This is a genomic window from Methylomonas sp. Uni0011, assembly GCF_056850255.1.
Genome location: NZ_JBVVNO010000014.1, coordinates 73,845 through 97,194 on the forward strand (window position 1 = coordinate 73,845; position 23,350 = coordinate 97,194).

Below are 23,350 nucleotides of genomic sequence, written 5' to 3' on the forward strand. Positions count from 1 at the left end.
CTCCGTCAAAACGACAAAGAGCCAAGTTCTTCAAGGCCCTCGCTGTCGTTACCGTCCATCCATTCCTGTTCTTTGGCCTTCCAGGCGTCTTCGTTCCAGACTTCGAACTTGTTCAGTTGGCCGACCAGCACAATATGCTTTTCCAGGCCGGCGAACTCGCGCAATTTTTCCGGCAACAGCAGGCGGCCCTGGGCGTCCATTTCGCACTCCGAAGCGTTGCCTATGACAAAACGCCGCAACTTGCCGGCCATTTTGTTCAAGGTCGGTAAGCGGCTGATGGTTTGCTCCAGCTTTTCCCATTCGGGTAAAGGGTAGAGCCAGAGGCAGCCCGGTTCGCCAACGCATTTATCGTCGACTGCAACGGTGACAACCAGTTGGCGGTCGCAGCACTCCTGTAACTCCTCCCGATAGCGGGTAGGAATCGCAACGCGCCCTTTCGCATCCAAACTGATTGAACTTATGCCTCGAAACAAATCAAACCCTCAAAAAGCCAAAAAAATCCATTTATGCCCACTTTACATCACTTTTGTACCACTATAGTTTTCAAAATGGGCTTAGTCAAGAGGCAGCTAGATTAAATTCTTTCTTTTTCTACAATGACTTAGGTCTGGTTGGGGGTTGGGTTTGAATGGGTGGTGAGGGAGGGGGTAAAACTGATTGGTATCAAAAAGTTAATGTCGATTTTTGATGTAAATCGCAATTAACGAACGCTAATGCTTAAATTTATAAGGTTATTTTGTTCAAAACGGGAGAAGCGGCGCTTGCAGGAGCTCAGGGCGCCGAAAAAACTCGCGCTTGTTAGGGCGTGGTTTTTAGGGCGGATTGCTCTTTGAATGGGGGCGGGGCGAATTCAGGCTTGTTCGGGTTTTTGATCCCGGTTTAACAAGTTGTCTACGGCTTGTTTGGGTTGGAGGTTCTCGAAGAGTACTTTGTAAACCTGCGAGGTGATGGGCATTTCGACGCCGTATTTTTGCGATAACCCGAAGGTTTCGCGGGCAGCGGAGATGCCTTCCACTTCCTGGTTGATTTGTTTCAACGCTTGAGCCTGATCCTGGCCGCGTCCAAGGGCCAGGCCGAAGCGGCGATTGCGGGATTGGTCGTCGGTGCAGGTCAGGATCAAGTCGCCGAGGCCGGCCAAGCCCATAAACGTGTCGGCTTGGCCGCCCAGACGGATGCCGAGGCGCATGATTTCGGTCAGGCCGCGGGTGATTAAAGCTGCGCGTGTGTTGGCGCCGAAACCCAAGCCGTCAGCGATTCCGGCGGCGATGGCTAATACGTTCTTGCAGGCGCCGCCGACCTGGACGCCAATAATGTCGTGGCTGGTGTAGACTCGAAAGCGTTGATTGTGCAGCATGGCGCTGAGTCGGGACGAAAAGGCATCGGATGTCGAGGCGACGGTCACTGCTGTGGGCAAGTCTGCCGCGACTTCGGCGGCGAAAGTCGGCCCGGACAGCGCGGCGGTTTCGATATCTTCGCCCAGCGTTTCGGCGACGACTTGGCTTAACAGGGCGCCATCAAGCCCGTCGAAGCCTTTGGTGGCCCAAGCGACCATAGGTTTTTCCGCCAAAAAGGGTTTGATGCGAATCAAAGTATCCCGGAAGGCATGGCTGGGGACCGAAATCAAAAGTACCTGGCTGTAACTTACGGCTTTGCTGATGTCGGCGGTGAGTTCGAGATTCGCAGGCAACTGGGCGCCGGGCAGGTAGCGGCTGTTTTCGCCGGCTTGTTGCAGCGCAGCGATATGTTGCGGATTATGTCCCCATAGCGAGGTGCTGCAGCCATTTCTGGCTGCTTGGATAGCCAGGGCGGTCCCCCATGATCCGGCACCCAGGATGCTGATTGATGGCGGCATCCTGTCTTAGTTTAAAGTTTTGGCTTCGGCGTTTTGCGGAGCTTGTTGCGCCTGTTGTAAATGTTGCATATACAGGGCGTCGAAATTAACCGGAGCCAGGACCAGTTGCGGGAATCCGCCTTTGCTGACGAGGTCGGAAATGACCTCGCGGGCGTAGGGGAACAGGATGTTCGGGCAAAAGCTACCCAGCATTGGCCCCATTTCCTGTTCGTTAAAGCCGGCGATCAGAAATACTCCGGACTGGTTGACTTCTACCAGATAAGCGGTGCTTTCGCCGACTTTGACGGTTACGGTCAATGTGAGCGAGACTTCGAACATCGAGTTTTCGATCGGTAACACATTGGTGCCGAGGTTCAGATCCAGCGCCGGCTCCCATTTTTGGGTAAAGATTTTGGGTGAATTTGGGGTTTCAAAAGAAATGTCTTTGGTATAGATCTTTTGAATGATGAATTGTTTTTCGCTGGATGCGTTGTTTTCGGCCATGGTCGTGGTTTGGGGTTGGTTGGTTAATCTTTGATTTTGCCCAGTTTGATCGGCAGTTTGTTGTCTTCCCATGATTGCATGCCGCCAATCATGTTATAGACCTGTTCGAATCCTGACTTAGTCAGGGTTTTGCAGGCAGCGGCCGAGCGAGCCCCGGTTTGGCAAGTCACGATCAGCGGATGCTTTTTGTGTTTCTCCAGGGCCGTGAGTTGTTCATCGATTTTGCCTAGCGGAATATTCAAAGCATTTTCGATGTGGCTTTTGCTGAATTCGTGCAATTCCCTGACGTCCAGAACGACTACGTCGTCACTGTTCATTTTGGTGACGGCAATTAGCGGCGAAATGTTTTCGTACTTATTAAAAGAATTGGCAAGCAAATCCTGAATTAGCAAGAAAATGACGCAGACCAGTGCAAATACCAGTAAATAATGGTTGGTGGCGAATTCGATATATTGTTCTATTGGTGCATTCATATTGTTGGTTATTGCTGTTTAAGCGCCGCAAAAAATGCTGCGCATCATTTGAATCAGATGAATAACGCGTTCGTCGTCGATAAAGTAATAAACGCGGTTGGCTTCCTTTTTATAATCAAGAATGCCTTTGTCCCGCAATATCGCCAAATGTTGCGAAATATTGCTCTGACTGGTTCCGACCTGTTCCACAATGTCTTGAACGCTGATCGAGTTGCTGCCCAATACGCAGAGGATTTTCAGTCGTAAAGGGTGGGACATGGCTTTCAGGCAGCGCGCGGCGCGGCTGATATCGCTGTCGTCATATTGAATACTATCGTCTTGATCTTCCATTTAATTACGATATAGCTTGGCAAAATTGGTCGCTAGGCGGCCTGTGGCATTTTTCGGATTTGGCGGCTGGTGGTGCTGGTATAATGCCTTGCTTAGATATGCAGCGGCCAAGCCGCCAACTTAGCGAGCAATACGAGGCCAGCAAATCTAACAGAGTAGGCCTTATTGTTCAATACCCGAGAATTGAGCCCGCGTAATTGTGCGGCAATGGCTGTCGCCGAGATCTGATTTTATAACCATTAGTGCTTGGAGTCCTTAATCCGATGGCAAACCGGCTTCCCCGCGCGCCGCTCGTTACCAACAGGTTTTCAGGGTCGAAAAACAGCGAATTGTCGTGTCGGCTCGGGAGTACAAGAATTGCCAAATACCCACCGATGGCGCTGGCGAGGGTAATCGGTTGCCTGGTTTTCGCCGGGTTGGGGGGTGTAAGTCAGGCATTGTCGGCCGCTCCCGCAAACGACAAAACCTTGGCCGACGTCCAGTCGAAAATTCAACAGATCGGTGGCGACGTTCGCGACTTGCAAGCCGAAAAAAATCGGGCAGTGGAGCAGTTGCAAAAGCTGGAGATGCAATATGGCGAATTGGCAAATAGCCTGCGTGCATTGAAAGCCGAAATCAGGCAACAGGAGTCAGTGCTGCAGGAAGTGCGCGGCAAGAGCGCTGCGGCGCAACGCAGTATGCACGAACAACAGCAGGAACTCGAAGGGTTGCTCAAGGCGATCTACGCCATGGGCGGCGATAAGGAGGGCTGGAAAGTGATTCTGAACCAACGCGATCCGGCAGTGTCAAGTCGCATGGCGATTTACTTCGACTATATCAGTAAGGCGCGAGTGGAAAAACTCAAAGCGTTTGGCGAGGCCTTCAACGAGCTTCGGCAGTTGGAGGCGCAAAAGGACAGCGAGTCTCAATTGCTTCAAGCTGCTTTGGTAAAGAAGCAGCAAGAGTCGGATGCAATGCTGGCGTTAAAGGGGCAACGCGAAGCCTTGTTAGCCAGGATTGAAAGTGATTATTCAGCCAAGGCCGACCAACTGCAGCGCTTGGTGGCTGACGAGAAAAAATTGCAGTCCTTGGTGGCGTCTTTGCAGAAAACTGATGATAATGCCGAGGACGAGTCTTCACCTGAGCCGCACAAGTCCGAACCAAGCGCGAGCCCACCGCGGGTACTTTCCAAGCAAATGCCGGCTACTCCTCCGGTTGGCGCATCAGCAAGCCAGCCGTTTGCAGAGTTGCGCGGCCAATTGCCGTGGCCGGTGCAAGGGGCGGTGACGGAGCGGTTTGGCAGTCGGCGCTACGAAACCACTTGGGACGGCGTCGTTATCAGTGCCAGGGAAGGGGCTGACGTGCGTGCGGTGACGGGCGGCAAGGTAGTCTATGCTGATTGGCTGCGAGGTTACGGATTGATGATTATTGTCGATCACGGTAGAGGCTTTATGAGCTTGTACGCGTTCAGCCAAAGTTTACATAAAGGGGTTGGCGATCACGTTAGGGCCGGCGAGGTTTTGGCCTCGGTAGGTCGAAGCGGTGGCAGAGCCGATGCCGCCTTGTATTTTGGCATCCGAAAAAACGGACGGCCGGTCGATCCGGAGCAATGGTGCCGTAAACCGGGCAAAGGTTAATTATTTTTAGGAAACAGGTTGTTGGAGTTCGAATTCAAATGTTAAAAAACAGAAACATATTAATCTTGCTGGTCGGATTTATTTTGGGCGTGGCGCTTAGTTTGTGTGGTAGCGTCTTTGCCGAAAAAGAGTCGCCGGCTTCGGTGAAAAGCGATGAGCTGCAGGCCTTGCCGTTTGACGAGCTGCGGACCTTCACCGAGATTTTCGGTCGCATCAAACAGGATTATGTAGAACCCGTTTCCGACAAGAAACTTTTGGAAGATGCGATTCGGGGCATGCTGTCCGGTTTGGACCCGCATTCGGCGTATCTTGCCAGCGAAGAGTATAAGGAGCTGCAAGAAGGCACCACGGGTCAATTCGGTGGTTTGGGTATAGAAGTCGGCATGGAAAACGGGTTTGTTAAAGTGGTTTCTCCTATAGACGATACGCCGGCGCAACGGGCCGGAATTAAAGCTGGAGACTTGATCGTTCGTCTCGACGATAAGCCGGTGAAAGGTATGACGCTGGCCGATGCGGTGAAAATCATGCGCGGCGAGCCAGGTAGCGAGATTGTGCTGACAGTGATTCGCGAAGGGGAAGAGGCGCCGCTGAAGTTCGCGTTGACTCGCGACATTATCAAAGTCAAAAGCGTCAAGAACAGGATTTTGGAAAAGAATTACGGTTATTTGCGGATCAGTAGTTTTCAGTCCGGCACTGGTCAAGGTTTATTGGATGCAATCGATGAGTTGAAAAAGGAGAACGAAGGCCCGCTGAAGGGTATTGTTCTGGATTTGCGCAACAATCCGGGGGGCGTTTTAAATGCGGCGGTGGATGTTAGTGATGCCTTTATCGATTCCGGGTTGATCGTTTATACCGAGGGGAGGATCAAAAATTCGGAAATGCGTTTTAATGCCACTTCAGGCGATGTGATAAACGGTGCGCCTATCGTGGTGCTGATCAATGGCGGTTCGGCTTCGGCATCCGAAATTGTGGCCGGCGCATTGCAGGACCACAAGCGGGCCATCATCATGGGTGAGAAGTCGTTCGGCAAAGGCTCGGTGCAAACCATTTTGCCGACCAGTAACGGTGCGGCGGTCAAGTTGACTACGGCGCGCTATTTTACGCCTTCAGGTCGGTCTATTCAGGCCGAAGGTATCGAGCCGGATGTGACGTTGGCCAGAGTCAAGCTGGCGGCAATGGATAAAGCGAAGCTGGACACCGTCAAAGAAGCGGATTTAACGCATCATTTGACCAACGGTAATGCTAAACCTGAGAAGAAGGTTGATGAAGAAGACGGTGATGACGCCAAAGATGCGCCGGAGAAAGATGGGGATGGGGCTGACTTGTCCGAGGCTGATATGCGCGATTATCCTCTGCATGAGGCGTTGAACTTGCTGAAAGGCATTAGCATCATGCGTCGTTAAGCGTTCGGTTTGATAAAGTCGTTCGCCGGAATCGCAGCGATTCCGGCGTCTTTGGCCAAAATAAAACCCCGAGTGGCTTTCGCCAGTCGGGGTTTTTTGTTTCAGGTCAGGCGGCTTTTTGTTAGCCGAGCGCGAAGTTCAATTGGTCGACGATTGATAACGCACTGAAAATTGATTCATGGCCGCCAAAACCAAATCCGCGTCGTTTTGACAGCTTAAATCAAAGGCGTTGATGCCGACTCTGGACAAGTAGAATACTTGGTCGGGAAGGTATTGACCCACCGCGCGGAGCTCGCCTTGGTACCCGTCCCTGCTGCGTAGTAAGCGGGCCACGGAAAACAAGCGGCCGTCGCCGAAGATCGGAAAGTTCAGTTCGATCAAATCGATTTTATCCAGGTCCGAGTTCAAAGCGTCCAGTTGTTCGCCGGGAGCTACCCGGATGCCAACTTTGCTGTTACGTTCAAGGAGCTGGGCTTTCTCGCTGAGCCAGCGTTGCAGGCTGACCGTAATGTCTCCGCTGGGAAGCGGAGCAGCGTCTTCGATAAAAGTCCAGGTGTTGTTGATTAACTGTTGGTCTTTAATGATTTGCATAAACTCTTTCCCTAAACGGCTCCAGGCCGACGCGCTTTACGGTTTGTAAGAAGGCTTCGTCTTCTAAGCGTTGCTGAACATAAACGTCGAGGATGTCGGTAACGGCCGTGGTGATATCGCTTTTGGCAACTGCCGGTCCCAGGCGTTCGCCAATCGCGGCTTCGTTTTCGGATGAGCCGCCGAGTGTGATTTGGTACCACTCTTCGCCGTGCTTGTCGACGCCGAGGATGCCGATATGGCCGACGCTTTGGTGGGCGCAACCGTTCATGCAGCCGGACATGTTGATTTTGATGTCGCCGATGTCGTGAATGTAATCAATGTCGTCGAGTTTGGAATTCAGTTCTTTGGCAACGCTGATCGAGCTGGCGTTGGCCAGAGAACAAAAGTCCAGGCCGGGGCAGCAAATAATGTCGGTTACTGTGCCGATATTGGGTGTGGCCAGCTTGAGCGCGTCGAGTTTTTGCCAGAGCGCAAATAAGTCGCTTTGTTTGACGTCGGCGAGCACGAGGTTTTGTCGATGGCTACTTCGGACTTCGCCGAAGCTGTATTGGTCAGCCAAATCCGCCACGGCCTCCAGTTGTTCGGCGGTAATGTCGCCTGGCGGCGATGAGGGGGCTTTCAAAGAGATGTAAACGCCTTGGTAGCCGTTGATTTTGTGTTCTACTGTGTTGTATTTAGCCCACTTGGCGAAGTCGCTGTTAACGGCAAGGGTGTTGGCAAAATTCGGGTCGGGGCTTGCGATGGTTTCGTAAGCGGGCGGGGCGAAGTGGGCTTTAAGTTCGGCGATGCGTTCCTCGCTCAGTAACATGCTGTCGCGGATGCGTTCCCACTCCTGCTCGACCATGGCCTTGAATTTTTCCAGGCCGGTTTCCTTAACCAGAATCTTGATCCTGGCTTTGTACTTGTTATCACGGCGGCCGAACAGGTTATATATCCGTAAAATAGCCTCCAGATAGGACAGCAGGTGCTGCTTTTCCAGATAAGGGCGAATGGTTTGGCCAATGATCGGGGTTCGGCCCAGGCCGCCGCCTACCAAAATTTGAAATCCGGTTTCACCTGCGCTGTTTTTGACCAAGTAGACACCAATATCATGCAATTGGACTGCTGCTCGATCATGAGTTGCGCCGCTGACCGCGATTTTGAACTTGCGTGGTAGGAAGGCAAATTCGGGGTGCAGAGTGGTCCACTGTCTGATAATTTCGCAGTACGGCCGCGGGTCTTCGATTTCGTCTTTGCAAATGCCGGCCAAATGGTCCGATGTGGTGTTTCGCAGGCAATTGCCGCTGGTTTGAATGGCGTGCATCTGCACTGTTGCCAATTCGGCGAGCAGGTCTGGGACCCGTTCCAAGGCTGGCCAGTTATATTGGACGTTCTGCCGGGTTGTGAAGTGGCAGTATCCGCGGTCGTAATCGCGGGCCACCGATGCCAGCTTGCGCAATTGTTTCGAGGAAAGTAGTCCGTAAGGGACTGCGACCCTCAGCATCGGTGCATGGGTTTGCACGTAGAGACCGTTCATCAGGCGTAGTGCTCTGAATTGGTCGGCTTCCAGGTCCCCGTTCAGAAAGCGTTGGGTCTGGTCGCGAAACTCTCTAACGCGTTCTTCAATAAGTGTTTGATCTTTCTGGTTATATTGATACATTTAGCGATGATGCGTGGTTTACTGACTATTTTGCTAGGTATCTGAATAATATAACGGCCGGGATTAAATGACAAAGAATATTGTATGGTGATAACATGCCCGGTTAGTTTTTTTGCTTTTAATAACGACTAAAACATAGAGGATAAAGGGGGCTACCTTGTTGCGCTTATTGTTGATTTTGGCCGGGCTGTTGTTTGTGCCGCAAATGGCCATGGCCGAAGAGTTTCACAATCTCGGTCTGACCGGAACCGAGCGGGGGATATACACCGTTCTAATCTTTTTGGTGGCTTACGGCTTTGTCATGGCCGAAGAGTTCACTCATCTGCGCAAGTCCAAGCCGGTGATTTTTGCCGCGGCAGTGATTTGGGCGCATGTGGCCGTTCTGGCTAGCGAGGCGGGGGTTTCGGGCGAGGAACTGCATAAAGCTTTCGAGCACGATTTGAAAGAATATGCTGAGCTGATGCTGTTTTTGCTGGTGGCGATGACTTATATCAACACCATGGCGGAACGCAATGTGTTCGAGGCGTTGCGCTCCTGGTTGATTCGGAAGCAATTCGGTTACAAGCAGTTGTTTTGGATCACGGGCGTCATCACCTTTTTCTTGTCTTCCGTTGCTGACAACCTGACTTCGGCTTTATTGGTCGGCGCTGTGGTGATGGCGGTGGGTGCGGATAACGAAAAGTTTGTTTCTGTCGGTTTCGTCAATCTGGTTATCGCGGCAAATGCCGGCGGTGCGTTTTGCCCGTTCGGCGATATCACGACGCTGATGGTGTGGCAAGCCGGGTATGCCGAATTCTTTGATTTCTTTAAATTGTTTATCCCGTCGGTAGTCAACTTTGTCGTGCCTGCATTTTTCATGTCTCAGGCGGTTCCAGACGGTCAGCCGCAAGCCACCAACGAAGCGGCGGTAGAATTGAAGCCAGGTGGCTGGGTGGTCTGCGGTTTGTTCGCTGTAACCATTGGCTTGGCGGTCAGCTTTAAGCAATTTTTGCACTTGCCGCCGTTCATGGGAATGATGGCCGGCTTATCGATTTTGATGTTGTTTAGCTATTACTTGAAAGTGCGCTTCCCGGCGGAAGACGGTTCTCGAGTCGATGTGTTCGATCGGGTCAAAGAAGCGGAATGGGATACCTTGTTGTTCTTCTTCGGCGTGGTATTTGCTGTCGGCGGTCTGGGTTATATCGGTTATCTGGAATTGCTGTCTGCGGCCATGTATGACGGTTTGGGCCAAACAACGGCCAACATTCTGGTCGGTATCATTTCTGCGGTAGTCGATAACATCCCGGTAATGTTTGCAGTGTTGAACATGAATCTGGATATGGATTTGTACCAATGGTTGCTGGTCACCTTGACCGCCGGCGTCGGCGGATCTTTGTTCTCGGTCGGTTCGGCCGCGGGTGTGGCGTTGATGGGGCAATCCAATCACAAATATACGTTCTTTAGTCACTTGAAATGGACGCCCGTTATCGCGGCTGGTTATGCGGCCAGTATCGTGACGCATTATTTGATCAACGGTTGAGTTTAGGTCCTACCTAAAGTGCGTTGTTAGAGAAAGCGTATGGCGGAAACTGTAAGCAGTTGGCGCAGCGCTTTCTCTATCTATACCCAGCCGCGCGTGCTGGGTATGATTTTGCTGGGCTTTTCGGCCGGCCTTCCGTTCTCTTTGACGTCCTCTACTTTGTCGGCCTGGCTGGCTGACGCCGATGTTTCTCTGGCCGTAATCGGCTATTTCAGTTTGGTTGGTGTTGCCTATTCGGTAAAGGTGTTGTGGGCGCCTGTGGTCGACCGATTGCCGTTACCGTTGTTTTGCCGGTGGTTGGGTAAGCGGCGGGGGTGGATATTCGGCGCTCAAATCGGCATAGCGTTGGGTTTGTTTGGGATGGGCGGCTTGGATGTTCATCAGGAGCTGGCGAAAATGGCTTGGTTGGCGATTTGGGTGGCATTCTGCTCCGCTACTCAGGACGTTGCAATCGACGCCTATCGGATTGAGATTGTAGCTCCGGAGATTCAGGGGGCGATGGCGGCGATGTACGTATTTGGTTACCGTCTGTCGCTATTGCTCGCTGGGGCTGGGGTGCTCTACATTGCGGAATATCAGAGTTGGTCTGCGGCATATCAGGGGATGGCGTTGGCGATGTCGGTGGGCATGGTTGCGACGTTGCTGGCGCGGGAACCGGTCCGGCTGGTTGACGAGCGGGTGGAGCGGCTCGAGCAAAGTGTGGAAGTTGCGCTTGGCGTGTCAGGGGTGCGCAGCTTGTCGGCTAGTTTGCTACGTTGGTTTTCCGATGCGGTTGTGAGTCCGTTTGTCGAGTTTTTCCAGCGCAACGGCAAAAATGGCGCGCGGATTTTGCTGCTGATCGCTGTCTATAAAATGAGCGATATTGCGATGGGGGTCATGGCGAATCCGTTCTATTTGGAATTGGGGTTCAGCAAAAAAGATATCGCTGACGTCACCAAGGTATTCGGTTTTTTCATGACGATTGTGGGTACGTCGATAGGCGGGGTGTTGGTGGTTCGCTTCGGTATTATGCGGCCATTATTATTCGGGGCTGTGATTGTTGCGGCTACTAATTTGCTGTTTGCAGCTTTGGCTTTGGTGCAGCCCGATATCATGCTGTTGGCAGGCGTGATCAGTGCGGACAATTTGAGCGGCGGCATCGCTTCGGCCGCTTTTATTGCGTATTTATCCAGTTTGACGAATTCGGCTTACACTGCAACGCAGTATGCGCTGTTTAGTTCGTTGATGACATTGCCGGCGAAGTTGATTGGGGGTGTTTCTGGCGACTTGGTAGCGCAGTTCGGTTATGCCGTTTTTTTCATGTATTCCACCGTTATCGGCGTACCGGCAATCGTCCTGGCGATCATGTTGACGCGCTCTGCGCCGTTTGGCCGGCGAAATTAATTCATCTGAATACGTCTTTGGCTTGCGGTTCTGGTTGCTAAATCGTATCATAAGCAGTTCTCTATCAAGTATGTCTCCCGAAAAGGGTATGTGAGCGCTATGAAACCAGAAATTCATCCACAATATAAACAAATAACCGTGACATGCGGTTGCGGCAATACTTTCCAAACCGGTTCCGTTTTGGCTTCCGATTTGCACATTGAGGTATGCTCTTCATGCCACCCGTTTTTTACCGGTAAGCAACGCGTGGTCGACACTTCAGGTCGCGTGGATAAATTCCGCAAAAAATTCGGAAAATAAACGTCTTTCCGGCCTGCGCTCGGCCGCCAAGCCTTTGGCGGCTTTGAGTGTCGGCCAGCGTCAAAACAAGCTTTCTTCGTTAAATTCCTCTTCGAAGCTTTCTTCCGGTTGAATCGGCGCCGACATGGTTTTCGGTGCGGTTTCTTCTGCGAAATATTCCCAAATCCCGCCTTTTTCGTTTGGCTCTAGCAAAAGTCCGTCGCGCGGGTTGATATAGGCTTGCACAATTCCGGCGGGCGGAGTTTCCGGTTTTTCCGGAAAATGGTGTTGTACTGCTTTGATGAATTTAATCCACATTGGCAATGCAACTTTGCCGCCGGTTTCGCCGTGGCCTAATGGTAGGGAGTCGTCATATCCGATCCAGGTCGATGCGACGATTCCCGTGGCGAAACCATTAAACCAGGCGTCCCGCTGTTCGTTGGTGGTGCCGGTTTTTCCGGCGAGGTCGTTTCTGCCCAGTTGTTTGGCTTGGGTCGCTGTGCCGCGTTGCACGACATCGCGTAGCAAGCTGTTAATCAAGAAATTGGTCTTTGCTGAAATCGCACGTGGCGCTGATGTTTCTTGAGGTGGGTTCAGTTCGTTGCAATCGGCACACGCGATTGGCGGTTGGGCTTGAAATAACACAGCGCCGTCATTGTTTTCGATTCGCTCAATCAAATAAGGCGTTACCAGAAAGCCGCCGTTGGCAAACACGGCGTAGGCGGTGGCCATCCTTAAGGGCGATGCATAGCCGCTCCCCAGGGCGAGCGATAGCGTGGTCGGCAATTGTTCTTTGTCGAAGCCGAAACGTCTTGCCGTGTCTATGGCTTGCGTAACGCCGATTTCCTGCAATAACCGGATCGACACCAGGTTTATCGATTCACGGAGCGCTACCCGTAGCGGTGTCGGCCCCAAATAGCGCCGGTTATAGTTTTCCGGTCGCCAGTCGTTTTCTTGCGAAGGATCTTCGATCACAATCGGTGCATCATTAATAATGCTGGCCGGCGTAAAGCCTTTCTCAAAAGCCGCGGTGTAGATAATAGGTTTAAATCCGGAGCCAGGCTGTCGCTTAGATTGCGTGGCGCGGTTGTATTTGCTGTGGTAGAAATCGAAGCCGCCCGAGAGCGCCAATATGGCGCCATTGTTTGGGTTAAGCGCAGTTAAAGCCCCCTCTACTTCCGGTACTTGGGTCAATGCCCAATCGCCGCTATTGAGTCGTCTGACCCAAATCAAATCTCCGCTATGTAGGCTCGTTCGGTTAGCGCCGCTGCGCTTGATCCACTCGATGTTGCTGCGGTCGATTTGAATCCTGTCGCCGCCGTGAATTGTCGCGGTGATGCCTGACTCGGTAAGTCCAACAATTTGTGCTTGGCGGCAGTCGCCGATAACGGTATCGGTCAAGATAGCGCCGTTTCCGGAGGCGTTTTTGGTCAATGGGCCACGATATCCGTGGCGTTCGTCGTATTCGTGTACGGCTTCCTGAAGGGCGCGATCGGCAGCGCGCTGAAACTCGCTCGGCACCGTGGTGTATACCTTAAGGCCCAGTGTGTAGGCGGCATCGCCGAATTGCGCCATGATTTCCTGGCGGGCCATTTCGGCTACGTAAGGTGCTTGGAATTCGATATTGACCGGCTGCAATGCGGCGTCGTCCGCAGTGTTCAGCGCCGAGCGGTAGGTGTTTTCGTCGATATGTTTTAACTCCAACATGCGCCGTAACACGTAATTGCGCCGTTGCAGCGCGCGCTCGGGATTGGTGATCGGGTTGTAGATGGACGGAGCCTTGGGCAGGCCGGCGATCATGGCTTGCTGCGGCAGGCTCAATTCGGAGAGGTTCTTGCCGTAATAGGTTTGTGCGGACGCGGCTAAACCGTAGGCCCGTTGCCCCATGTAAATTTTATTCAGATAAAGCTCGAGAATCTGATCCTTCGAATAGCGGCGCTCGATTTTTAAGGCCAGGAGGATTTCCTTCAATTTGCGCAAATAGGTTTTTTCGTTGCTTAGCAAAAAGTTACGCGCGACTTGCATTGTGATGGTACTACCGCCCTGGCGTTTTTTGCCTGTCAATACGAGCTGAGTAGCCGCTCTGGCCAGGCCGGTGGGGTCGATACCGATATGGGTAAAAAACCGGTCGTCCTCTGCCGCGATAAAGGCGTTAATTTGTTGCGGGGGGACTTGGTCGATGCTCACTGGCATTCGATGCTTTTCGCCAAATTGGCCAATCAACAAGCGATCTTGGCTGTAAATGCTGAAAGGCATTTGGTATTGCACGTTTTGTAACTGCTCGATATCCGGCAGTTCTTTGTCGAGTTCGGCAAAGAAAAAATAACTCGCTACAGCAAAAGTGGTGCAAAACGCTAAAACGCACAACGCCAGCCACTTGATCAGCGACTTCAGCAAAGAGCCTGATTTTGGAGCTTTTTTAATCGGCACAGCAGTACGAATGCGTTAAAAGATTTACAAGAATCGGTTCAGGAAATTCCTGTACATGGGGTCGATAAGCTAAAGTTACTTATAAAGTGGTTCATCTAACAGGATGAAAATAAAAAAACCATCTATACTTCGACCGTAGAGCTTCTGCGGGCCTCGGTTGCGCTGTGCGAGCTAAGTTTAGTCTTTTATGATTCAAAAAGGGTTTGTTCATGAGCTGGTTCAGCAGGAATCCGTCGGCTGTATTGGGAGTGGATATCAGTACGGCGGCGGTCAAGTTGTTGGAGCTAAGTCGGGCAGGTGCGCGATATAAAGTCGAGAGTTACGCCGTAGTGCCGCTACCCCAGGACGCCATCGTTGATAAGAATATCACTAATGTCGAGCAAATTGGCGGAGCGATCAAGGCAGCGGTCAAGCAATCGGCTACCAAGGCCAAGCATGCCAGTGTCGCTGTTGCCGGCTCGTCGGTAATGACGAAGATCATATCGATGCCGGCTTCGCTGACCGATGCCGAGATGGAAGAACAGATCATGGTCGAAGCGGACCAGTACATTCCTTATTCGCTTGACGAGGTGAATTTGGATTTCGAGGTGCAAGGGGTAACGAAAAGCAACCCGGATATGGTGGATGTGCTGCTTGCGGCGTCCCGGCGGGAAAATATCGAAGACCGCGTTGCAGCACTGGCTTATGCCGGCTTGAAAACGGTGGTGGTCGATGTCGAGGCATTTGCCATGGAAAATGCTTTTTCGCTGTTGATTGACCAACTGCCCGAAGGGATTGGCGGTATGACTGTCGCGATCGCCGATATCGGCGCGACGATGACGTCGTTGAATATATTGCATGCCGGAAAGACGGTTTACACCCGTGAACAGGGTTTCGGAGGCAAACAATTGACCGAGGAAATTCAACGCCGTTACGGACTTTCCTACGAAGAGGCGGGGTTGGCCAAGAAGCATGGCGGTTTGCCGGACAACTACGCGGCCGACGTACTGGAGCCTTTCAAAAAAGCCATGTTGCAGCAAATTGCTAGATCACTGCAATTTTTCGTGTCTTCAAGCGCCAACCGTGGCGTCGACGCATTGATTCTGGCGGGCGGTTGCGCGTCTATCGCGGGGTTGGACAAATTAGTCGAGCGCGATTTGGGCATACCTTCTTATATAGCCAATCCGTTTATCAATATGGCGCTGTCCAATCGGGTCAAGCCGCAAAGTCTCAGTAACGATACGCCGGCGATGATGATTGCTTGCGGCTTGGCGTTAAGGAGTTTCGACTAATGGCCAGAATTAATTTACTGCCTTGGCGCGAGGAGCTTAGGAAAAGGCGGCAACAGGAATTTGTTGCCGGTATTGGCGCGGGAATAGTGGCCACCGCATTTATTTTGGTGGTTGTCTATTTATACATCGAAGGTTTGAAGGAATACCAGACCTTGCGTAACACAATGCTGCAAAACGAGATTGCCATTCTCGACAAGAGAATTCAGGAAATAAAAGATATCGAAGACAAGAAAAGCCGATTGTTGACCAAGATCGAAGTCATTCAAAAACTGCAGGAAAGTCGTCCGGAAGTGGTGCATCTGTTTGAAGAGCTTTCTAAAACTACGCCTGAAGGCGTTTATATAACTAAATTCGTTCAAGCGGGGGCTCTGATAACGTTGGACGGTAAGGCGGAATCCAATGCCAGGGTGTCGGCTTATATGCGGGCAATAGACAATTCTTTGTGGCTGAACGGCGCCGTGCTCACAGTGATTCGGGGCGAGGGTAAGAAAAGCGGAACCATGAACGACTTTACGTTGACGGCAAAGCAGGGAAAGAAAGCCGATAACGTTCCAGGAGGGGCCGCAAAATGAATTTGTCGGAAGTCAATTGGGACGTCAATGCTGCGGGTAGTTGGCCGACACCGCTAAAAATTATCGTCATTGTCATTTTTTCGCTTCTGACCGCCGCTGCCGGCGTGTACTTGGTCACGATCCCGCAGTTGGATGAGTTGGAGGCGTTGGAAAAACAAGAGGCCAGTTTGAAGAGCGCATTCGAAGTCAAACAGAAGAAAGCCATTAATTTGCAGGATTACCGGGATCAACTCGAACAGATCGAGGCGTCGCTGGGCGACATGTTGAAGCAGATGCCGACCAAAGCGGAAGTGGCCAGTTTGCTGGTCGACATTTCCCAGACCGGACTAGCCAGCGGCTTGGAATTCAAGTTGTTCCAACCCGGCGCGGAGGTTAATCGGGAGTTCTATTCGGAATTGCCGATCAACATTCAGGTTGTCGGCAAATATGAGGAACTGGGTTTATTTGTCAGCGGATTGGCGTCCTTGCCGCGTATCGTTACGGTACACGATGTGCAAATTACCCCGCTAGGTAAAGAAGGTAAAGACGGGATGACCATGGCGGCCATCATCAAAACCTACAACGAAAGCGAATCCGGGCAAGCCGGTGCGGCGGCGAAAAAACGGAGAGGACAGTGATGGGGATTGAGTGCAGAGTCGTCTCGACTCCGGCATGCTTGGCGTTCTTGTTAGTTCTTAGCGGTTGCGGTGGCGACGACGTCAGCGATTTGAATAAATATGTTCAGGAAGTCAAATCTCGGCCCAAGGCGCCGATAGAGCCTTTGCCTGAAATAAAAGTGGTCGAGTCGTTTATTTTTAAACCGGACGGTTTGCGCGATCCGTTCCGGCAGATCGAGAGAGCGAATGACGACAGCAGTGTCGACGTTTCCGGGGTGAGCGGTATTCATCCCGATACCGAACGCCGCAAAGAAGAACTGGAGGCTTATCCGCTGGATACTTTACGCATGGTGGGAACGTTGCGCAACGAGAAGGGGTTCTGGGGACTGATCAGAGCGAATGACGGGACCATACACCGGGTTCAAGTTGGGAATCATATGGGGCAAAACTACGGCAAAATTTTGCGTATCCTCGACGACAAAATAGAGCTGATGGAGATCGTTCCGGACAAACCTGGCACTTGGCGCGAACAAGAGTCCGCGTTAGCGATGGCCGATGATAAAGGGTTATAAAATAATGAGTATCGAACTTAATAATGGCGTACGGATTGGCTTGGGACGGTTTTCGAGTCAACGATGGTTTCTGTTTTTGGTGTTGTTGCTGGCCGGGATGCCGGTGCGAGCCGAAGATGCGGCAATCAATAACCTCGAGTTCTCTTCGTTAGCCGGTAATCAAGTCCAAATCCAGTTGGAAACCAGTGGCGGATTGGTCGAGCCGAAAATATTTCAAACCGATAACCCGTCGAGAATTGCGTTAGATTTCGCTGGCGTCAAGAGTAATTTGGCGAAAAAAAGTTTTCCGATCAATCAAGGTGCCGCCGGCACCGTATATGTAGTGGAAGCATCCGGTCGTACCCGGGTCATTATTAACCTGATCGAGAAAGTGCCCTACGAGACTCGAGTTGAGGGCGATAAGTTTTACGTGCTACTGAAGTCGGCCGGTACGGTTTCCGCTGTCAACACGACAGTGCAACAAGCGCCTTCTGCGGCGAAGAATTCGGTGATCAGCAAGTTTTTGCCCGAGCAAAATATCAGGAGCATTGATTTTAGGCGGGGGCCGAATGGAGAAGGGCGCTTGCTGTTGGGTTTGTCGGCGGCCAACACCGTGGTGGACACCAAGCAGAGCGGCGGTAAAGTGGTGTTGAATTTTTTGAATACCCGTTTGCCGGAGTCATTGGTCAAGAGCTTTGATGTATCGGATTTTGCCACGCCAGTGCAAAGAATCGAGGCGGTTCCGAAAGGTGACAGCGTCAACGTTACGATAACGCCGAACAACGGCAATTACGAATATTCCTCGTATCAAGCCGATAACTTGTTGACGGTGGAGTTCAGACCGTTAACGCCAGCGGAAAAGGAAGCGCAACAAAAGGAAAAGTTTCCCTATGTCGGCAACAAACTGTCTTTGAATTTTCAGGATATCGAGGTTCGTTCGGTGCTCCAGATTCTGGCCGATTTTACCGAGCTGAACATCATCGCTGCCGATTCTGTGGCCGGGAACGTTACTCTACGGTTGAATGACGTGCCGTGGGATCAGGCTTTGGAGCTGATTTTGAAGGCCAAAGGCTTGGCGAAGCGCCAAAATGGCAACGTGGTGATGGTGGCGCCGGTAGCCGAGATCATGAAAATCGAGCAGGAAGAATTGGATTCGAAGAAGATTTTCGAAGAGCTGGAGCCGTTGAAAACTGAAAACGTCCAGATCAATTACGCCAAGGCTTCCGAAATTTGCGGTGTGCTGATGGGTATCGGCAACAACTCACAAGGCGGACAGTCGGGAGCGGGTGGTTCCAGTGGCGGCGGTGGTTGTGGTGGTGGCGGTGGCTCTGTTGCCAGTCCGGCAGGGTTGGGCGGCGCGGGTCAAGCCGGCGGATTAGGAGGGGCGACCAGTATGCGATTGCTTTCGCCCCGTGGCACCGCGATCGTGGATGCCCGGACCAATACGTTGATTGTCAAAGATACTGCCAAAGCGATGGAAGACGTCCGTAAAATGATCAAATTATTGGACGTACCGGTGCGGCAAGTGTTGATCGAGTCGCGCATCGTGATCGCAGATACTTCCTTCGCCCAAAATCTGGGTACCAAATTCGGTGTTGCCCACAAGGCCGATGTCAACGGTGGAACGCAATACGGTATGACCGGCAGCGGTGTGGATACCAGTGAAAATTCGCAAATTCTGGCAGATTTAGGTTCGGCGTTGGCGGCGTCCAGCGGCGGTGCGCTGGCGTTGACCTTGGCTCGGGGCGCTGACTATTTGTTGAATTTGGAGATCAATGCGCTGCAGGACGACGGCAAGGGTGAGTTGGTATCCAATCCTCGGGTCATGACCAGCGACCGGGTTCAAGCTTCGATCAAACAAGGGGTGCAAATTCCTTATCAAACCCAAAGCCAAGCAACCGGACCGGTCACGCAGTTGGTCGATGCAGTGTTGGAGTTGAACGTAACTCCGCAAATTACCCCTAGCGGCAGCGTGATTATGCAGCTGGATATCAAAAAAGACTCGCCGGGTACGCCATTGGCGACCGGAGGCAACGCCACCGTACCGATCGATACGCGGCAATTGAAAACCAAGGTGCAGGTCGAGGACGGCGAAACAGTTGTTCTGGGCGGCATTTACGAGTCTACTGTGCAGGATTCGTATAATACAGTGCCATGGGTGTCTGATCTTCCGGTAATTGGATGGATGTTCAAAAAGAGCATAAAAACCGATAACAAGAAGGAGTTGCTGGTTTTCATAACGCCGAAGATTGTCAAGGAATCGTTGAGCGCAAAGTAATTGCGTTTGTCGCGGAGATGCTATCGTAGAAAGGGGGCTTCAGCCCCCTTTTTCATGGTGAACCCCAGATTGGCGGGACTCTCGTTCTTTCGGGGGGCTGGCTATGGTATATTCGATCGATCAATCTAAACCATCTCGTTTGCTTATGGCGACTGAAAGACTGCTTGCTTTAATTTTATGGTGTCTGCTTTTGCAGGCTTGTGGTCAGACCGGGCCGTTGTATATGCCCGATAGTCAGCCGCCGATTTACGTTCCCAAACAAGAAAAATAAACATGGATTTTTTTAACTATCGGCAACAGGCTTTGTTTGCCGAAAATGTTGCTGTTGAAAGCATTGCCGCCCAATACGGCACACCTTGCTACGTTTATTCGCGTGCCGCGTTGGAACAACAATGGCAAGCCTTTGATCGGGCTTTCGGCTCGCATCGGCATTTAATTTGTTACGCCGTGAAGGCCAACTCAAACATTGCGCTACTCAATTTGTTGGCCCGCTTGGGTTCGGGATTCGATATTGTTTCGTTCGGCGAAATGCAGAGAGTATTGGCGGCTGGAGGGCGTCCCGGCGACATCGTATTTTCTGGGGTAGGCAAGCGCGCGGACGAAATTTTGGCGGCTTTGCAAGTCGGCATCCGTTGTTTTAACGTTGAAGTCAGCGGTGAGCTCGATCGGATCAACGAGTTAGCCGGGCAACTTGGTGTTTTGGCGCCGGTATCGTTCCGAGTGAATCCCGATGTCGATGCCAAAACCCACCCTTACATCTCTACCGGCTTGAAGGAGAATAAATTCGGTATCGACATCGATAGTGCTATCCACGAATACCGGCGCGCGGCGGCTATGCCGAATATTCAAGTGGTCGGGATCGATTGCCATATAGGGTCTCAGCTGACAGGGCTCAATCCGTTTCTGGATGCATTGGATAGGGTGCTGGCGCTGGTGGATTTGCTTGCTGCGGAAGGAATCAAGCTGCATCATTTGGATTTAGGCGGTGGTTTAGGCATTCGCTATCGCGACGAAACGCCGCCGGCGCCGGCGGAATACGTCGATGCGTTGCTGCAGCGTTTGGGCAAATTAGATTTCGAGATTTTGTTGGAACCTGGCAGGGCGATTGTTGGCAATGCCGGTATTTTGCTGACCAAAGTCGAGTACCTAAAGCCAACCCCTAATAAAAATTTTGCGATAGTTGATGCGGCAATGAATGACTTGCTCAGGCCGGCACTTTACAGTGCATGGCAGGATATCGTGCCGGCTCGGTCGGTCAATTCCGGGCAAGAATTGGAATGGGACATTGTCGGCCCTGTTTGCGAGACCGGTGACTTCTTGGGTAAAGGCCGTGTGTTGACGCTGGCTCCGGGCGATTTGTTGGCGGTCCGCTCCGCAGGAGCGTACGGGTTTTCGATGAGCTCGAACTACAATTCCCGGCCTCGTGCGGCCGAGGTGATCGTTGACGGTAGTGACTGCCATCTGGTCCGTGAACGAGAGGGTGTTGAGCAATTATGGATTGGCGAACGCTTGTTGCCATAGGACGGTTATGGAGATTCGTTTTACCAAAATGCACGGCTTAGGTAATGATTTTATCGTCATTGATGCTGTTTCACAGCAGATCGATCTGAGTGCCGGTCAAGTTCGTTTTCTCTCTGACCGGCATGTCGGGGTCGGGTGTGACCAAGTATTGTTAGTAGAGAAGCCTGTCAGCGCAAATGCCGATTTTAAATATCGTATTTTTAACGCCGATGGCAGTGAAGTGTCTCAGTGCGGCAACGGGGCAAGATGTTTTGCCCGTTTCGTGCGGGAAAAAGCATTGTGCGACAAAGCCGAAATTGTCGTGGATACCGATGCCGGTCAATTGGTGTTGGGGTTCGAGACTGACGGTTTGGTCCGGGTTAATATGGGGGTGCCGCGGCATGAACCGGAACAGATACCGCTAATCGCACCAAAACAACTACCGATTTATTCGTTAGTGCTCGACGACGAATGCATCGAATTTGCCGCGGTTTCCATGGGTAATCCGCATGCGGTGCTGATTGTAGATGATGTTGAGCGAGCGCCTGTAGCGCAATTGGGGCCGCGGTTAGAGCGCCACGAATTTTTTCCGCAACGGGCTAATATCGGTTTTATGCAGATCGTCGATCGATCATATGTTCGCTTGCGGGTCTATGAGCGAGGTGCTGCGGAAACGTTGGCTTGCGGCAGCGGTGCCTGTGCTGCGGCGGTGGCCGGTATAGAACTCGGCCTGTTGGATAGCCAGGTTACTGTGCGTTTGCCTGGCGGAGAGTTGCGGATCAATTGGTCGGGCAGGGGGTATCCGGTGTTCATGACCGGGTCGGCAGTTACGGTATTTGAGGGGCGAATAAGCATATGATTGACGAGCGGCGCGCGGATATCACGGATGCTTTGGTGGTCGACTACTTGCGGCTTCATCCGGATTTCTTTCATCACCATCTGGACTTGTTGGAGCAAATGCATATCCCGCACCCCAGTGGCAACGCAATCTCCTTGATATCCAAGCAGTTGGAAATCTTCCGGGTCAAGCATCAAGAGCAGGAAAGTCAGCTGAATGCGTTGATAGATATAGCCAGGGAAAATGATGCGTCGTTTAATCGCATGCATGAGTTGACACTGGCTATGTTGGAAGCGAATTCTCTGGAGGATGCGATTGCGAACTTGAGCGATGTGTTGTCAGAATGTTTTCTGACGGATTTTGTCGGAATCAAAATTATCAGGGGTGGCGTCTATTCGCCAATCAGTAATTTGTTTGTTCCGGCGGATGAACCGAACTTGAAACATTTTGCCAACGAACTGGCGACCAATCAGCCCAAATGCGGGCGTCCGACGTTGGCGCAAGCTACTTTTTTGTTCGGTGATGCGGCTATGGAAGTCAAGTCGTGTGCGATTATCCCAATGGTGTTTACCCAGCTCGAAGGTCTATTGGCTATTGGTAGCCGCGACGAAAGTCGGTTTCATTACAGTATGGGAAGCGTATTTTTGACTCAGATGAGCGAGATTATTGGGACGCGGTTGATTTCGTTGTTGCAGCAGCTGGATTAGTGCTGTGGATGCTGCTGCGCATAGCTTAGTAGACTTGTTCTTACGGTATCTGCGCGAAGAAAAGAGGGTTTCGGAGCATACTGCTGTCAATTACCAGCGCGATTTGGCGCGGTTTACCAATTTTTGTTGTTCTAAAGAAATCGGGAATTGGGCTGATGTGCAGCCGGGCGAGGTGCGCCAATATGTCTCGGCTAGGCATAAGGATCGAATCAGCAGCAAAACCATCGGCCGAGATTTGGCTGCGTTGCGTAGCTTTTACCGATTTTTGCTCAAAGGAAAACACGTTGCGTCCAATCCTGTTTTGCATATTCGGGCGCCCAAGGCTCCAAAAAGATTGCCTAAGGTGTTGGATGTCGATCAGATGTCGGGAATGTTGGATTCAGTGGCTGATTCCGTGTATGAAATACGGGATCTTGCCATGTTCGAACTGTTTTACTCATCAGGGCTTAGGCTAAGCGAATTGGTGAAGTTGGAGATGTCCGATGTCGACTTTGCGGCGGGTTTTTTGTTGGTGCGTTTCGGCAAAGGCGGTAAGCAAAGGCAGGTTCCGATTGGTTCCAAAGCCATTGTCGCGGTCAATCGTTGGCTAAATGTTCGCCCGGATTGTTCTGAGTCGTCGCTGTTTATATCATTTTCAGGGCGAAGGCTAACCCAGCGTACCGTTCAGCTACGGTTGAGTCGGTGGGGTAAAAAAATAGGTTTGGAAGAGCATGTTCATCCACATATGCTGCGGCATTCTTTTGCTAGCCATCTTTTAGAGTCAAGTCAGGATATTCGGGCTGTTCAGGAGTTGCTCGGACACAGCAGCGTTGCAACGACTCAAATATACACGCATTTGGATTTCCAGCATCTGGCAAAGATTTACGACAGCGCGCATCCTCGGTCAAGAAAATCTCAAGAGAACGCCGAAAATTTGCCAAAGTGAAATTAAAATGTTGACAGAGTGGAGAGGTGTGGCTAGAATGAGCGGCTCTTCACTGCTGACGGCTTGGGGATTTGAAGGTTAAATCCTGGGTTGGTGGTGGGCTTGCTGGCTCTG

23 protein-coding genes are annotated in these 23,350 nt (G+C 51.7%); 15 read left to right on the forward strand and 8 right to left on the reverse strand.

Features of this window, described 5'->3' with window-relative positions; translation table 11 throughout:
* Positions 1-5 precede the first annotated feature (5 nt).
* The 5 genes from mraZ to AC0IM9_RS15070 all read right to left on the reverse strand — a co-directional run bounded on the left by mraZ (position 6) and on the right by AC0IM9_RS15070 (position 3,138).
* Complete coding sequence (mraZ, locus tag AC0IM9_RS15050; RefSeq protein ID WP_140914071.1) at positions 6-473, reverse strand: division/cell wall cluster transcriptional repressor MraZ; 468 nt, start codon at positions 471-473, stop codon at positions 6-8.
* Positions 474-850: 377 nt separating this feature from the next.
* Entirely contained in the window at positions 851-1,852 is a 1,002-nt protein-coding gene (locus AC0IM9_RS15055) for an NAD(P)H-dependent glycerol-3-phosphate dehydrogenase (protein WP_482804564.1), read from the reverse strand.
* Between the two features lie 6 nt (positions 1,853-1,858).
* Positions 1,859-2,335: a protein-export chaperone SecB gene (gene secB / locus AC0IM9_RS15060; protein ID WP_140914069.1), complete on the reverse strand. Its 477-nt coding sequence runs from the start codon at positions 2,333-2,335 to the stop codon at positions 1,859-1,861.
* 23 nt (positions 2,336-2,358) lie between these two features.
* Complete coding sequence (locus tag AC0IM9_RS15065) at positions 2,359-2,808, reverse strand: rhodanese-like domain-containing protein (protein WP_313901423.1); 450 nt, start codon at positions 2,806-2,808, stop codon at positions 2,359-2,361.
* 18 nt (positions 2,809-2,826) lie between these two features.
* The gene (locus AC0IM9_RS15070) at positions 2,827-3,138 is read right to left on the reverse strand and encodes an ArsR/SmtB family transcription factor (RefSeq protein ID WP_140914068.1); all 312 of its coding nucleotides are present in this window, start codon (positions 3,136-3,138) and stop codon (positions 2,827-2,829) included.
* A 518-nt stretch (positions 3,139-3,656) separates the two neighbouring features.
* Here AC0IM9_RS15070 and AC0IM9_RS15075 point away from each other — a divergent pair.
* Both AC0IM9_RS15075 and AC0IM9_RS15080 read left to right on the forward strand, forming a co-directional pair.
* Positions 3,657-4,754: a murein hydrolase activator EnvC family protein gene (locus tag AC0IM9_RS15075; RefSeq protein ID WP_482804565.1), complete on the forward strand. Its 1,098-nt coding sequence runs from the start codon at positions 3,657-3,659 to the stop codon at positions 4,752-4,754.
* A gap of 38 nt (positions 4,755-4,792) precedes the next feature.
* The gene (locus tag AC0IM9_RS15080) at positions 4,793-6,157 is read left to right on the forward strand and encodes a S41 family peptidase (RefSeq protein WP_140914066.1); all 1,365 of its coding nucleotides are present in this window, start codon (positions 4,793-4,795) and stop codon (positions 6,155-6,157) included.
* 138 nt (positions 6,158-6,295) lie between these two features.
* On the opposite strand, the gene AC0IM9_RS15085 is transcribed toward AC0IM9_RS15080, so the two are convergent.
* Both AC0IM9_RS15085 and AC0IM9_RS15090 read right to left on the reverse strand, forming a co-directional pair.
* The gene (locus AC0IM9_RS15085; RefSeq protein ID WP_482804566.1) at positions 6,296-6,748 is read right to left on the reverse strand and encodes a DUF934 domain-containing protein; all 453 of its coding nucleotides are present in this window, start codon (positions 6,746-6,748) and stop codon (positions 6,296-6,298) included.
* Entirely contained in the window at positions 6,735-8,387 is a 1,653-nt protein-coding gene (locus AC0IM9_RS15090) for a nitrite/sulfite reductase (protein WP_482804567.1), read from the reverse strand. Before AC0IM9_RS15090 ends, AC0IM9_RS15085 begins: the two co-directional genes overlap by 14 nt.
* Before the next feature lie 211 nt (positions 8,388-8,598).
* On the opposite strand from AC0IM9_RS15090, the gene nhaD reads away from it, so the two are divergent.
* The 3 genes from nhaD (at position 8,599) to rpmE (ending at position 11,589) form a co-directional block, all read left to right on the forward strand.
* Complete coding sequence (nhaD, locus tag AC0IM9_RS15095; protein ID WP_445372973.1) at positions 8,599-9,906, forward strand: sodium:proton antiporter NhaD; 1,308 nt, start codon at positions 8,599-8,601, stop codon at positions 9,904-9,906.
* Positions 9,907-9,945: 39 nt separating this feature from the next.
* Positions 9,946-11,289, forward strand: a complete 1,344-nt coding sequence (locus AC0IM9_RS15100; protein ID WP_482804568.1) for an AmpG family muropeptide MFS transporter — start codon at positions 9,946-9,948, stop codon at positions 11,287-11,289.
* A 99-nt stretch (positions 11,290-11,388) separates the two neighbouring features.
* Positions 11,389-11,589 carry a 50S ribosomal protein L31 gene (gene rpmE / locus AC0IM9_RS15105; protein ID WP_140914061.1) on the forward strand — a complete coding sequence of 67 codons (201 nt, stop codon included), beginning with the start codon at positions 11,389-11,391 and terminating at the stop codon, positions 11,587-11,589.
* A 60-nt stretch (positions 11,590-11,649) separates the two neighbouring features.
* On the opposite strand, the gene AC0IM9_RS15110 is transcribed toward rpmE, so the two are convergent.
* Complete coding sequence (locus AC0IM9_RS15110) at positions 11,650-13,965, reverse strand: penicillin-binding protein 1A (RefSeq protein ID WP_482804569.1); 2,316 nt, start codon at positions 13,963-13,965, stop codon at positions 11,650-11,652.
* A 242-nt stretch (positions 13,966-14,207) separates the two neighbouring features.
* Here AC0IM9_RS15110 and AC0IM9_RS15115 point away from each other — a divergent pair, with 242 nt between their 5' ends.
* The 10 genes from AC0IM9_RS15115 to xerC all read left to right on the forward strand — a co-directional run bounded on the left by AC0IM9_RS15115 (position 14,208) and on the right by xerC (position 23,236).
* Positions 14,208-15,269: a pilus assembly protein PilM gene (locus tag AC0IM9_RS15115; RefSeq protein ID WP_140914059.1), complete on the forward strand. Its 1,062-nt coding sequence runs from the start codon at positions 14,208-14,210 to the stop codon at positions 15,267-15,269.
* Positions 15,269-15,841, forward strand: coding sequence for a PilN domain-containing protein (locus AC0IM9_RS15120; protein WP_140914058.1), 573 nt, complete (start codon positions 15,269-15,271; stop codon positions 15,839-15,841). The genes AC0IM9_RS15115 and AC0IM9_RS15120 overlap by 1 nt, the downstream gene beginning before the upstream one ends.
* Entirely contained in the window at positions 15,838-16,458 is a 621-nt protein-coding gene (locus AC0IM9_RS15125; RefSeq protein ID WP_140914057.1) for a type IV pilus inner membrane component PilO, read from the forward strand. Before AC0IM9_RS15120 ends, AC0IM9_RS15125 begins: the two co-directional genes overlap by 4 nt.
* The gene (locus AC0IM9_RS15130; RefSeq protein WP_140914133.1) at positions 16,458-17,009 is read left to right on the forward strand and encodes a pilus assembly protein PilP; all 552 of its coding nucleotides are present in this window, start codon (positions 16,458-16,460) and stop codon (positions 17,007-17,009) included. Before AC0IM9_RS15125 ends, AC0IM9_RS15130 begins: the two co-directional genes overlap by 1 nt.
* Before the next feature lie 4 nt (positions 17,010-17,013).
* Entirely contained in the window at positions 17,014-19,266 is a 2,253-nt protein-coding gene (locus AC0IM9_RS15135; protein ID WP_482804570.1) for a type IV pilus secretin PilQ, read from the forward strand.
* Positions 19,267-19,411: 145 nt separating this feature from the next.
* Positions 19,412-19,537 carry an LPS translocon maturation chaperone LptM gene (lptM, locus tag AC0IM9_RS15140; RefSeq protein WP_140914132.1) on the forward strand — a complete coding sequence of 42 codons (126 nt, stop codon included), beginning with the start codon at positions 19,412-19,414 and terminating at the stop codon, positions 19,535-19,537.
* A gap of 2 nt (positions 19,538-19,539) precedes the next feature.
* The gene (lysA, locus tag AC0IM9_RS15145) at positions 19,540-20,787 is read left to right on the forward strand and encodes a diaminopimelate decarboxylase (protein ID WP_482804571.1); all 1,248 of its coding nucleotides are present in this window, start codon (positions 19,540-19,542) and stop codon (positions 20,785-20,787) included.
* A 7-nt stretch (positions 20,788-20,794) separates the two neighbouring features.
* Positions 20,795-21,625: a diaminopimelate epimerase gene (gene dapF, locus AC0IM9_RS15150; protein WP_482804572.1), complete on the forward strand. Its 831-nt coding sequence runs from the start codon at positions 20,795-20,797 to the stop codon at positions 21,623-21,625.
* Entirely contained in the window at positions 21,622-22,311 is a 690-nt protein-coding gene (locus AC0IM9_RS15155; RefSeq protein ID WP_482804573.1) for a DUF484 family protein, read from the forward strand. Before dapF ends, AC0IM9_RS15155 begins: the two co-directional genes overlap by 4 nt.
* A gap of 4 nt (positions 22,312-22,315) precedes the next feature.
* Complete coding sequence (xerC, locus tag AC0IM9_RS15160) at positions 22,316-23,236, forward strand: tyrosine recombinase XerC (RefSeq protein ID WP_482804574.1); 921 nt, start codon at positions 22,316-22,318, stop codon at positions 23,234-23,236.
* The last annotated feature ends 114 nt before the right edge of the window (positions 23,237-23,350 follow it).